At 71.0% G+C, this 12,671-nt stretch carries 7 protein-coding genes; 6 read left to right on the forward strand and 1 reads right to left on the reverse strand.

The genetic code is table 11. The annotated features are described in order from the left end of the window. The first annotated feature begins 569 nt into the window (after nucleotides 1-569). The 5 genes from glgX (at nucleotide 570) to glgB (ending at nucleotide 10,776) form a co-directional block, all read left to right on the forward strand. On the forward strand, nucleotides 570-2,705 hold the full coding sequence (glgX, locus tag L2C96_RS24070) for a glycogen debranching protein GlgX (RefSeq protein WP_237337865.1): 2,136 nt from the start codon (nucleotides 570-572) through the stop codon (nucleotides 2,703-2,705). Between the two features lie 595 nt (nucleotides 2,706-3,300). Continuing rightward, nucleotides 3,301-5,286, forward strand: coding sequence for a maltotransferase domain-containing protein (locus L2C96_RS24075; RefSeq protein ID WP_020420584.1), 1,986 nt, complete (start codon nucleotides 3,301-3,303; stop codon nucleotides 5,284-5,286). Nucleotides 5,287-5,388: 102 nt separating this feature from the next. After that, nucleotides 5,389-7,200 (forward strand): maltose alpha-D-glucosyltransferase, encoded by a 1,812-nt coding sequence (gene treS, locus L2C96_RS24080; RefSeq protein ID WP_027936240.1) that lies wholly within the window; start codon nucleotides 5,389-5,391, stop codon nucleotides 7,198-7,200. Nucleotide 7,201: 1 nt separating this feature from the next. Beyond that, nucleotides 7,202-8,593: a maltokinase N-terminal cap-like domain-containing protein gene (locus L2C96_RS24085; RefSeq protein WP_020420586.1), complete on the forward strand. Its 1,392-nt coding sequence runs from the start codon at nucleotides 7,202-7,204 to the stop codon at nucleotides 8,591-8,593. After that, nucleotides 8,590-10,776, forward strand: a complete 2,187-nt coding sequence (gene glgB, locus L2C96_RS24090) for a 1,4-alpha-glucan branching protein GlgB (RefSeq protein WP_237337866.1) — start codon at nucleotides 8,590-8,592, stop codon at nucleotides 10,774-10,776. Before L2C96_RS24085 ends, glgB begins: the two co-directional genes overlap by 4 nt. Nucleotides 10,777-10,839: 63 nt before the next feature. Here the strand turns inward: glgB and L2C96_RS24095 are convergent, their stop codons facing one another. Next, the gene (locus L2C96_RS24095) at nucleotides 10,840-11,580 is read right to left on the reverse strand and encodes a TetR family transcriptional regulator (RefSeq protein WP_237337867.1); all 741 of its coding nucleotides are present in this window, start codon (nucleotides 11,578-11,580) and stop codon (nucleotides 10,840-10,842) included. 122 nt (nucleotides 11,581-11,702) lie between these two features. Here L2C96_RS24095 and L2C96_RS24100 point away from each other — a divergent pair, with 122 nt between their 5' ends. After that, nucleotides 11,703-12,155 carry a hypothetical protein gene (locus L2C96_RS24100; RefSeq protein WP_237337868.1) on the forward strand — a complete coding sequence of 151 codons (453 nt, stop codon included), beginning with the start codon at nucleotides 11,703-11,705 and terminating at the stop codon, nucleotides 12,153-12,155. The last annotated feature ends 516 nt before the right edge of the window (nucleotides 12,156-12,671 follow it).

Below are 12,671 nucleotides of genomic sequence, written 5' to 3' on the forward strand. Positions count from 1 at the left end.
CGCGCGGTCAGCCCACCGCCCTGCCATCCATCCCGCCGAAGGGGCTGCAGGCCTGGGCGAACGCGCCGACCCGCCACACCCCGTCATCACCCACCCGGCCGCCCCACCTACCGACCACCATCCGCCCGCGCCGACCTGGGCGAACCCGCCGACCCGCCACACCCGGTCACCACCCACCCGGCCGCCCCCACATACCGACCACCATCCGCCCGCGCCGACCTGGGCGAACGCGCCCACCCGCCACGCCCGGTCACCACCCACCCGGCCGCCCCCACGTACCGACCACCCATCCGCCTCGCACAGAAGGCACCGACGTGCGCTGACAAACCCACACCCGCCGCACCCCACCTGATCAGCACTCTGCGGCGGTGACCAAACCCTCACCACCCCCGCGACCAGCCCCACCTACCCGCCACCCATCCCCCCGCGCAGAAGCCACCGACCTGCGCGAACAACCCCTCGTCCCCTCGCCGCGGCCACCCGCCGTCACCACCGGCTCCCGCACCCCCACCTGATCAACACCGTTCGGCGGTGACGAAACTGTCGGGGGGTGCTGGGAGAATCGGGCCATGGCCATCCGACCTGCCACCGACAACCTCGTCCTCGCCGGGCGCCCCTTCCCCCTGGGCGCGCACCCGGAGGGCGGGGGCGTCCGGTTCGCCGTCACCTCGACCGTCGCCGACGCCGTCGAGGTGTGCCTGATCAGCGAGGACGGCTCCGAACGCCGGGTCGAGCTCACCGAACGCACCTTCGGCGTGTGGCACGGCCTGGTGCCCGGCGTGACGTCGGGCCAGAAGTACGGCTACCGCGTGCACGGCCCGTACGACCCGTCGCGCGGCCTGCGCTGCAACCCGGACAAGATCCTCGTCGACCCGTACGCCACCCGCATCACCGGCGCCCTCACCGACCTGACCGCCGCGCTCGGCCACGCGGGCGACCCGATGCACCACCGGCGCTCCAAGGTCGACTCGCTGGGCAGCGTGCCGCTGTCGGTGGTCACCTCGCACGGCGGCCCGGACACGGGCGTGAAGCCCGAGGTGCCGTTCGAGGAGTCGGTCATCTACGAGATGCACGTGAAGGGCTTCACGCAGCGCAACCCGGAGATCCCGGCGAACCTGCGCGGCACCTACCTGGGCCTGGCGCACCCGGCGGCGATCGAGCACCTGGTGCGGCTCGGGGTGACCGCGGTGGAGCTGCTGCCGGTGCACTGGTTCACCGAGGAGCCCTACCTGGTGCGCACCGGGCGGAAGAACTACTGGGGGTACTCGCCGCTGGGGTACTTCGCGCCGCACGCCGGGTACGCGAGCGAGCCGGGGCGCGAGGTCGCCGAGTTCCGCACCATGGTCGCCGCCCTGCACGCGGCCAACATCGAGGTCATCCTCGACGTGGTCTTCAACCACACCTGCGAGGGCGGCCTGGACGGGCCCACCCTGTCCTTCCGCGGCCTGGACGCCCCGGCCTACTACCTGCACGCCGGCCGCGGCAACGTCATCGACCTGACCGGCTGCGGCAACACGCTGGAGCCGCGTTCGCCGACGGTGATCCGGCTGGTCACCGACTCGCTGCGGTACTGGGCGACCGAGATGGGTGTCGACGGGTTCCGGTTCGACCTGGCCAGCACGCTCGGGCGGCCCGGCGGCGGCGCGTTCGACCGCGACTCGGCGCTGCTGACCGCGATCACCACCGACCCGGTGCTGTCCCGGTGCAAGCTGATCGCCGAGCCGTGGGACGTGACCGGCCACGGCTACCGCGTCGGCGACTTCGGGGCGCAGTGGGCGGAGTGGAACGGCCGCTACCGGGACACGGTGCGCGACTTCTGGCGCGGCGCGGTGGGCGTGGACGACCTGGCGTTCCGGCTGTCCGGGTCGTCGGACCTGTACGACCACAACCTGCGCCGCCCGTGGCAGTCGGTCAACTTCATCACCGCTCACGACGGCTTCACGCTGCGGGACCTGGTGTCCTACAACGAAAAGCACAACGAGGCCAACGGCGAGGACAACCGCGACGGGACGAACGACAACCGCTCGTGGAACCACGGCGCCGAGGGCGAGACCGACGATCCGGAGATCCGGCAGCTGCGGGCCAGGCAGGCGCGCAACCTGCTCGCGACGCTGCTGTTGTCGACGGGCACCCCGATGCTCGTCGCGGGTGACGAGCTGTGGCGCACCCAGGGTGGCAACAACAACGCGTACTGCCTGGACGACGAGACGTCGTGGCTGGACTGGTCCGGCGACCCGGACGCGACCGCGATGCTGGCCTTCACGCGACGGCTGGTGCACCTGCGGGCCGCGAGTCCCGCCCTGAGGCAGCCCGAGTTCTTCGAAGGCCGCACGACGCCCACCGGGCGGCCCGACCTGATCTGGTTCCGCCCCGACGGCGAGGAGATGACGGAGGAGGACTGGTTCGACGGCGGCCGCCGCACGCTGATGATGTGGATCGACGGGTCGAACAGCCAGTCCCGCACCCGTGAGGGCGAACTGATCGCCGACCACTCGTGGCTGCTGATCCTCCACTCCGGCGACGAGCCCGTGAAGGTCACCCTGCCCGGCCCGGAGTTCGGCGCGACCCTGAAGCCGACCCTGGACACCACGACACCGGACGGCAGCCCAGCCACCCCGGGTGCCCTCACGCCCGGCAGCAGGCTGACCCTGCCCGCGAGGGCGCTGCTGCTGCTCCGCGCCCCCCGCGACATCACGCCGAGGTAGACCGGCCGAGCGCTGTCACAGAGGTGGAGCACCGTGCGGCAGGAGCACGCCGCGCGGCGACACGTGTGGCGGCAGGTGGCACCGCGAACGCCAGCGCCGCGCTCCCCTCTTGCGGGCGCGGCGCCACAGGCGGTGCAGGCGGGGCGAGCACCATCCGCCCACGCCGGAGCGTGACCACCCCGGCAACCACCGCCCGATCCTCCTCCCCCACCAACCAGCACCACCCGCACCTCTCCACGACCACCGGAACAGACCAGCGCCCCCAGGGTTACCGGCGGGTACGACGGGGCACCCCGATCCCAGGCGTGGCAAGCCCTTCCGAGCTGACGCCCGTTGGTGTTACCCGACTTGCCTGAACGCCGTTGAGGGGTCGAAAGTGCGCGTGGAAGGCGCCGAAGCGAACCACGCCGTGACGCGTGGGTTACCAGTCGATGACCACACTGGACACACGTGGCCCGCCGACGGAGAGTGACACTCGAGGCGGTAGTTTGCGCACGTTCGCAGCTGGGTACCTCCTTCCGAAGACCTGTACGTCCCCACCGGGCCGTCGGGTGGGGCTGCATATTCGACAACAACGGTGAGAGGGGCGCTGCCGATGACCGGCCGGCTCGGCATCGACGACGTGACCCCAGCGGTCAGCTGTGGCCACTACCCGGCGAAAGCGGTGGTGGGGGAACACGTTCCGATCTCGGCGACGGTCTGGCGGGAGGGTCACGACGCGGTCGCCGCCACGGTGTCCTGGCGCGGCCCGCACGACCGGATCTCCCGCCGCACCCGGATGACCGAGCAGGGCACTGGTCTGGACCGCTTCGGCGCGGTCATCGTCCCGGACGCCGAGGGCCTGTGGACCTTCCGCGTCGACGCGTGGAGCGACCCCTGGTCGACCTGGAAGCACGCCGTCAAGGTCAAGGTGGCCGCCGGGCAGGACGCCACCGAGCTGGCCAACGACCTGGAGACCGGCGCCCGCCTGCTGGACCGCGTCTCGCGCCGCCCGGACCGCCGCCGCGAGCGCGCCCTGCTCACCAGCGCCGCGCACGCCCTGCGCGACACCGACCGCTACCTCGCCGAGCGCGTCGGCCCCGCGCTGTCGGTCGACGTGGACCGGATCATGCACGAGTACCCGGTGCGCGAGCTGGTCACCAAGGGCAAGCCGATGCGCATCTGGGTTGACCGGGAACGCGCCGCGTTCGGGTCCTGGTACGAGTTCTTCCCCCGCTCCACCGGCGGCTGGGACGAGCAAGGCCGTCCCGTGCACGGCACCTTCCAGACCGCGGCCAAGGCCCTGGACCGCATCGCGCGCATGGGTTTCGACGTCGTCTACCTGCCGCCGATCCACCCCATCGGCCGCGTGAACCGCAAGGGGCGCAACAACACCCTCACCCCGGACGAGACCGACGTCGGCTCGCCGTGGGCCATCGGATCCGACGAGGGCGGCCACGACGCGGTCCACCCGCAGCTGGGCACCATCGACGACTTCGACGACTTCGTCGCCCGCGCCACCGAGCTGGGCCTGGAGGTCGCCCTCGACCTGGCGCTGCAGGCCGCCCCGGACCACCCGTGGGTGCTGAAGAACCCGGAGTTCTTCACCACGCGCCCGGACGGCAGCATCGCCTACGCCGAGAACCCGCCGAAGAAGTACCAGGACATCTACCCGATCAACTTCGACAACGACCCCGAGGGCATCTACGCCGAGGTGCTGCGTGTGGTGCTGCACTGGGTTTCGCACGGGGTCCGCATCTTCCGGGTCGACAACCCGCACACCAAGCCGCCGGACTTCTGGGCCTGGCTGATCAAGACCGTGAAGGACGCGCACCCGGACGTGCTGTTCCTGTCCGAGGCCTTCACCCGCCCGGCCCGCCTGTGGGGCCTGGCCAAGCTCGGCTTCACCCAGTCCTACACCTACTTCACCTGGCGCACGACGAAGGAGGAGCTGACCGAGTTCGGCGTCGACCTGGTCGAGCACTGGGACGTCGGCAGGCCGAACCTGTTCGTCAACACGCCGGACATCCTGCACGAGTCGCTGCAGAAGGGCGGCCCGGCCATGTTCGCGCTGCGCGCCGCGCTCGCCGCGACCCTGTCGCCGACCTGGGGCGTCTACTCCGGTTACGAGCTGTACGAGCACGAGCCGGTGCGCGAGGGCAGCGAGGAGTACCTCAACTCGGAGAAGTACGAGCTGCGCCCGCGCGACTTCGACCAGGCGCTGGCGGAGGGCCGCTCGCTGGAGCCGTGGCTGACGAAGCTCAACTCGGTGCGCCGCGCCCACCCCGCGCTGCAGCAGATGCGCACGCTGCGGTTCCACCACGTGGACAACCCGGCGCTGCTGGCGTATTCCAAGCAGGATCCGGCGACGGGCGACACCGTCGTCGTGGTGGTGACCCTGGATCCGCACCAGGCCCAGGAGGGGACCCTCTGGCTCGACCTGGCCGCGCTCGGTTTCGACTGGCACGAGCGGCTGATCGCGCACGACGAGGTCACCGGCGAGACCTGGGACTGGGGCCAGGCGAACTACGTGCGGCTCGAACCCTGGCGTTCGGTCGCGCACGTCGTCGGCGTCCAGCGGCGCCTGGCCGGCCGCGACTGATCCGGCCCCGACACAACACGGTTTTTCCACGGAGAACCCCGCGCACCGACCGGCGCCGGGGTAGTCGAACGCACCCGGATGAGGTGGGGAGAGGTGGAGTTCATGGACGAAGACGCCCGGCCCGACGCGGCGCTCGGTCTGGAGGGCATCCCGCACACCGGTGAGGCGATGACCCCCGACGGGATGCTCGTCGAGCCGCAGGCCGACGACTTCAAGCACGCGAAACAGGCCCCGGACAACCCGCACTGGTACAAGAGCGCTGTCTTCTACGAGGTGCTGGTGCGCGCGTTCGCCGACTCCAACGGCGACGGCACCGGCGACCTGCGCGGCCTGGCCGGCCGTCTCGACTACCTGGAGTGGCTCGGCGTCGACTGCCTCTGGCTGCCGCCCTTCTACGCCTCGCCACTGCGCGACGGCGGGTACGACATCAGCGACTTCCGCGCGGTGCTGCCGGAGTTCGGCACGGTCGAGGACTTCGTCTACCTCCTCGACGAGGCCCACCGGCGCGGCATCCGCGTGATCACCGACCTCGTCCTCAACCACACCTCGGACGTGCACCCGTGGTTCCAGCAGTCGCGGTCCGACCCCGACGGGCCCTACGGCGACTACTACGTCTGGAGCGACGACGACTCGCGCTACGCCGACGCGCGCATCATCTTCGTGGACACCGAAACGTCGAACTGGACCTACGACCCGGTGCGCGGCCAGTTCTACTGGCACCGCTTCTTCTCCCACCAGCCCGACCTCAACTACGAGAACCCGGACGTGCAGGAGGCCATGCTCGACGTCCTGCGGTTCTGGCTGGACCTGGGCATCGACGGCTTCCGTCTGGACGCGGTTCCCTACCTGTTCGAACAGGAGGGCACCAACTGCGAGAACCTGCCGCGCACGCACGAGTTCCTCAAGCGCTGCCGCAAGGTCGTCGACGACGAGTACCCGGGCCGGGTCCTGCTGGCCGAGGCCAACCAGTGGCCCTCGGACGTGGTCGAGTACTTCGGCGACCCGGCCACCGGCGGCGACGAGTGCCACATGGCGTTCCACTTCCCGTTGATGCCGCGCATCTTCATGGCCGTGCGCCGGGAGTCCCGCTTCCCGATCTCGGAGATCCTGGCCCAGACGCCGAAGATCCCGGACGGCGCGCAGTGGGGCATCTTCCTGCGCAACCACGACGAGCTGACGCTGGAGATGGTCAGCGACGAAGAGCGCGACTACATGTACGCGGAGTACGCCAAGGACCCGCGGATGAAGGCGAACATCGGCATCCGCCGCCGTCTGGCGCCGCTGCTGGAGAACGACCGCAACCAGCTCGAGTTGTTCACGGCTTTGCTGCTTTCGCTGCCCGGGTCACCCGTTCTGTACTACGGTGACGAGATCGGAATGGGCGACAACATCTGGCTGGGTGACCGCGACGCGGTGCGCACACCCATGCAGTGGACGCCCGATCGCAACGCCGGTTTCTCGGGTTGCGACCCGGGCCGGATCTACCTGCCGGTCATCATGGACCCGGTCTACGGGTACCAGGCGATCAACGTCGAGGCCCAGCGGGACAGCGCGTCGTCGCTGCTCAACTGGACGCGGCGGATGATCGAGGTCCGCAAGCAGCACCACGCGTTCGCCGAAGGCGACTTCGTCGAGCTCGGCGGGTCCAACCCGAGCGTGCTGGCCTACAAGCGGACCTGGATCCGGCCGGACGGGCGGCTCGACATCGTCCTGTGTGTGAACAATCTGTCGCGATTCCCGCAACCGGTCGAGCTGGACCTGTCGGAGCATCACGGTTACACGCCCCTGGAGCTCACCGGCGGTGTTCAGTTCCCCGACATCGGGGAACTGCCTTATCTGCTGACGTTGCCGGGGCACGGCTTCTACTGGTTCCAGCTGCTGGACGCGGACGCGAAGGCGAGGCGAGGTGAGTGACTTGACCGATCCCCGTGAGCTGGTCGGCGCGCTGGTGACCGAACTGCCGGAGTGGCTGCCCACGCAGCGGTGGTTCGCCGGGAAGGACCGCCCGATCACCGCGGTGCGCCCGCTGAGCACGACGGTCCTGATGCCGGGCGACCCGCTCCTGCTCCACCTCGTCGTCGAGGTGGCGCAGGACGACCGGCGCGAGCCGTACCAGCTCCTCATCGGGAGCCAGGCCCACCTGCCGGAGTACCTCGGGTCGAGCTGGATCGGCACCGAGAAGGGCCTGCCCTGCTACGAGGCCACCGGCGACGCCGACCTGACGAGCAAGCTGCTCGACCTGATCGCCGGGGACGCGCGGATCGGCTCGCTGCGGTTCGAGCGCGAACCGGGCACCGAGCTGCGGAGCGGGTTGCGGGCCCGGCCGGTGGGCGCGGAGCAGAGCAACACCTCGCTCGTGTTCGGTCACCACTACATCCTCAAGCTGTTCCGCAAGCTCACCCCGGGCGAGAACCCGGACCTGCGCCTGCACCGGGCGCTGCACGACGTGGGCAGCAAGCACATCGCCGACCTGCTCGGCTCGATCACCGGCGAACTCGACGGGGAGCCGGTCACGATCGGGATGCTGCAGAAGTTCGTGTCCGACGCGGTGGACGGCTGGGCCATGGCCACCACCAGCGTCCGCGACCTCATGGCCGATCCCGAGCTGCCCCCCGACGAGGTGGGCGGCGATTTCGCCGGGGAGGCGCAGCGGCTCGGCCAGGCTGTCGCCTCCGTGCACAGCGACCTGCGGCGGGCCCTCGGCGACGAGATCGCCGACGAGGGCGAGTTCGACCGCACGGTCAAGGCGATGCGGGATCGACTGGACACCGTCAGCCGCGCGGTGCCGCAACTGGCCGAGCACGCCCCGGCGCTGCGCGCCGCCTTCGAGAAGCTGCGGGAGGCGCGCGGACCGGTGTCCATGCAGTACATCCACGGTGACCTGCACCTGGGACAGGTGCTGCGCTGCGTCACCGGGTGGCTGCTGATCGACTTCGAGGGCGAGCCGGCCGCGCCGGCGGCCGAACGGGTGGCGCTGCGCTCGCCGCTGCGGGACGTCGCCGGGATGCTGCGCTCGTTCGACTACGCAGCGCACCAGATGCTGATCGGCCACGACGAGGACGATCCGCGGCTCACCGAGCGGGCGCTGGAGTGGGCGCGGCGCAACCGGTCGGCCTTCTGCGACGGCTACGCCAAGGCGGCGCCGGAGACGGTGGGCGACCCGCGGGCGCACGGCGACCTGCTGCGCGCGTTCGAGCTCGACAAGGCCGTCTACGAGGTGGCCTACGAACACGCCAACCGGCCGGAATGGCTGACCGTGCCGTTGGCATCCATCGCACGGATCACCGCAGGAGGCGAACAACCGTGAACGCGGTCCCAGCCGAACTGCCCGAGGCGGCCCCGCCGCCCGGCGACATCGACCGGCTGCTGGCCGGCTCGCACCACGACCCGCACTCGGTCCTCGGTGTGCACACCGTGGGCGACGCGGTGGTGGTGCGGGCGCTGCGGCCGGGTGCGCGCCGGGTGAGCGTGGTCGCCGCCGACCACAAGTTCGACCTGGAACGGGTCGTGGACGGCCTGTTCGCCGGAACGGTGCCCGAGCACCCCGGCGACTACCGGCTGGAGGTCGACTACGACGGGCAGGTGTGCACGCTCGACGACCCGTACCGGTGGCTGCCCACGGTGGGCGAGCTGGACCAGCACCTGATCGGCGAGGGCAGGCACGAGCGGCTGTGGGACGTGCTGGGCGCGCACCCCCGGTCCTACGAGACGCCGAGCGGGGTCGTCACCGGCACGTCGTTCGCGGTGTGGGCGCCGACCGCGCGGGGGGTGCGGGTGATCGGCGACTTCAACGGGTGGGACGGCCGGTCGCACCCGATGCGCTCGCTCGGCTCGTCCGGGGTGTGGGAGGTGTTCATCCCGGGCGTGGAGATCGGCACGCACTACAAGTTCCGCGTCCTCGGCGCCGACGGGCAGTGGCACGAGAAGGCCGACCCGATGGCATTCGCGACGGAGAAACCGCCCGCGACCGCGTCGGTGGTCACCGCGTCGGCCTACGAGTGGTCCGACGAGGAGTGGCTGGCCAAGCGCAACGCCACCAACTGGGCGAACGCGCCGATGAGCGTCTACGAGGTGCACCTCGGTTCGTGGCGGCCCGGGCTGGGCTACCGCGAGCTGGCCGAGGAACTGGCCGACTACGTGCGGGACATGGGTTTCACGCACGTCGAGCTGCTGCCGATCGCCGAGCACCCGTTCGGCGGGTCGTGGGGCTACCAGGTCACCTCCTACTACGCGCCGACCGCGCGGTTCGGCCACCCGGACGACTTCCGGTACTTCGTGGACCGGCTGCACCAGCGCGGCATCGGCGTGATCGTGGACTGGGTGCCCGCCCACTTCCCCAAGGACAACTGGGCGCTGGCGCGCTTCGACGGCACCCCGCTGTACGAGCACGCCGACCCGCGCCGCGGCGAGCAGCTGGACTGGGGCACGTACGTGTTCGACTTCGGCCGCAACGAGGTGCGCAACTTCCTGGTCGCGAACGCGCTGTTCTGGCTGGAGGAGTACCACCTGGACGGTCTGCGCGTGGACGCGGTGGCCTCGATGCTGTACCTAGACTACTCGCGGCCGGAGGGCCAGTGGGTGCCCAACCAGTACGGCGGCCGGGAGAACCTGGACGCGGTGCGGTTCCTGCAGGAGCTGAACGCGACCGTCTACAAGCGACACCCGGGCGCGGTGATGATCGCCGAGGAGTCGACGGCGTGGCCGGGCGTGACGCGGCCGACGCACCTGGGCGGCCTCGGGTTCGGGTTCAAGTGGAACATGGGCTGGATGCACGACACGCTGCACTACCTGGCGCACGATCCGGTGCACCGGTCCTACCACCACAACGAGATGACGTTCTCGCTGGTGTACGCGTGGAGCGAGAACTTCGTGCTGCCGCTGTCGCACGACGAGGTCGTGCACGGCAAGGGCTCGCTGTGGGGCCGCATGCCCGGCGACGACTGGAACAAGGCCGCCGGCGTGCGGTCGCTGCTGGCGTTCATGTGGGCGCACCCCGGCAAGCAGCTGCTGTTCATGGGCGGCGAGTTCGGCCAGGAGCAGGAGTGGTCGGAGGAGCGGTCGCTGGACTGGCACCTGCTGGAACAGCCGCTGCACGGCGGGATCCAGAAGCTGATGCGGGACCTGAACGCCGCGTACACGTCGTCGCCGGCGTTGTTCAGCGCGGACACCACGCCGGAGGGCTTCGCCTGGATCGACGCGAACGACTCGGGCGGCAACGTGCTGAGCTTCCTGCGCATCGGCGAGGACGGCTCGCGGCTGGCGTGCGTGGCGAACTTCGCCGGGATGCCGCACCACGACTACCGGGTCGGGTTGCCCGCCGCGGGCCGGTGGCGCGAGGTCGTGAACACCGACGCCGAGATCTACGGCGGCTCCGGGGTGGGCAACTACGGCGCGGTCGAGGCCGAGCTGGAGCCGTGGCACGGACAGCCGGCGTCGGCGGTGCTGCAGCTGCCGCCGTCCGGGGTGCTCTGGCTCGCGCCGGAGGAGTGATCGTCGCCACCAGCACTAATGGCACGGGGTGCCACTCCTGCGGGAGTGGCACCCCGTGCCGTTTCAGTCGGCGGAGCGCAGCGCCTGGCTGATCTGCCGGACCACTTCGGACAGCGGGGCGGAGGTCTTGAGCACGGCGACCACCGACTCGTCGTCGCGGTCCGCGCGCGGGGCCGCGGTGTCCGCGAAGGCGTCGATCACCAGCGCGAACGCCTCCTTCGCGTGCGCGTGGGCGTCCTCGGCGCCGCCGCTGCGCAGCCACCGGCGCAGGACGTGGTTGTGGGCCGCCGCGACCGCCGCCGCGGCGACCGAGCCGCGCAGGTCCCACAGCGGGTCGCCGGCCGACTGGAACCGCGCGCGCAGGAAGGTCGCGAGCACGCGCTGGTAGCGGTCGACGCTCGCGACCTCCTTGTCCCGCAACGAAGGCACGGTGCGGGTGAGGGCGAAGCGCTTGACCGAGACGTCCGGGTCGGCGAGGTAGGAGTCGAGCACCAGCCCGACCCCGGCGCACGCCACTTCGAGGGGGTTCTGCCGCTCGTCCGCGGTGGCGAAGAGCTGCTCGATGCGCCCGAGGACCTCCTCGTGGTTCGGGAAGATCGCGTCCTCCTTCGACCGGAAGTACCGGAAGAAGGTGCGACGGCCGACACCGGCGGCCGAGGCGATCTCGTCGACCGTGGTGGCGTCGTACCCCTGCTCGGAGAACTTCTCGATCGCCGCCACGGTGAGGGCGTGCCGCAGCCGCCTGCGCCCCGCGGTGGTCCTGCCCACCCGCGGTCGCGGCGCGGACCGGGACTCGTCGGACATGAGGACGAAACTAACAGGCCGGTCTTGCTAAGGGCACGCAGTGCCATTAGCATCACAGTCATCCACCGCCGACTCGGGCACTGCCGCTCTGGTGCCCCGCCTCACCGGGAAGGGGGCTCGTCATGAGCGTCGATCACGATCTGGGCACCAAGCGTCCGGCCAGCACGCCCGTGGACTACCGCCGCACGTTCGGCTGGCCGGTCCACTGGCAGAACGGCACCCTCAACTTCGTGATCGGGGCGGGCATCGGCGCGGTCGCCGTGCCGCGGGCCCGGGCCGAGCAGGTGCTGGAGAACCTGGCGCGCCAGGGCTGCCGCGGGCCCGCGCTGAGCGTGCCCACCAAGCACGGTTCGGTGGTCATCTTCCTGGTCGAGGCCGACATCCTGGGCAGCGACGCCGAGTTCCTCCCCCGCGACGTGCGGGTGCTGACGGCGGGCACCTCCATCCCGATGCCGGGCACCCACGGCCCCGCCGACCTCGCGCGGTGGATCGTGCCGCCGGACCCGCAGCAGCGCTGGCTGCCGAGCCTGACGGCGGTGCTGGCGGCGATCCGCTCGGCGGGCCGCTACCGCTGAGGCGAGTAGGCGCTTTCCGGCCGCGGCAGGCTGTTCCCCATCACTGATGGCATGCGCGCTTCCCCGGCGCGGAAACAGCGCCGCCACCCGGGGGCGGCGCTGGCCGCCCCGCTCGGCGGGCCGCTACCGCTGACGCCCGTAGGCACTTTCCGGCCGCGGCGGGCTGCTCCCAATCGCCGAGGCATGCGCGCTTCCCGGCGCGGAAACAGCGCCGCCACCCGGGGGCGGCGCTGGCCGCCCCGCTCGGCGGGCCGCTACCGCTGACGCCCGTAGGCACTTTCCGGCCGCGGCGGGCTGTTCCTATCGCTTGGGCACGAGCGCTTCCCCGGCGCGGAGACAGCGCCACCGCGCGGCGCTGTCTCCGGACCCGCTCCGTGGGCCGCTACCGCTGACGCGCCTAGGGCGTGTCTGACAAAGATCGCGGTTGGTGGCTGGGATGCTGCTGGTTGTGTCGCGGTTTGAGTTGCTCTCGGATGAGCAGTGGGCGTTGATCGAGGACTTGTTGCCGGCGCGGAC

Origin of the sequence: Amycolatopsis tucumanensis (genome assembly GCF_021654135.1) — a bacterium.
GTDB lineage: Bacteria > Actinomycetota > Actinomycetes > Mycobacteriales > Pseudonocardiaceae > Amycolatopsis_E > Amycolatopsis_E tucumanensis.

Bases quoted from the DNA above. Each gene is read 5' to 3' on its own strand.
- glgX (WP_237337865.1), top strand. From the start codon at position 570: ATGGCCATCCGACCTGCCACCGACAACCTCGTCCTCGCCGGGCGCCCC.
- L2C96_RS24100 (WP_237337868.1), top strand. From the start codon at position 11,703: ATGAGCGTCGATCACGATCTGGGCACCAAGCGTCCGGCCAGCACGCCC.
- L2C96_RS24095 (WP_237337867.1), bottom strand. From the start codon at position 11,580: ATGTCCGACGAGTCCCGGTCCGCGCCGCGACCGCGGGTGGGCAGGACC.
- L2C96_RS24075 (WP_020420584.1), top strand. From the start codon at position 3,301: ATGACCGGCCGGCTCGGCATCGACGACGTGACCCCAGCGGTCAGCTGT.
- treS (WP_027936240.1), top strand. From the start codon at position 5,389: ATGGACGAAGACGCCCGGCCCGACGCGGCGCTCGGTCTGGAGGGCATC.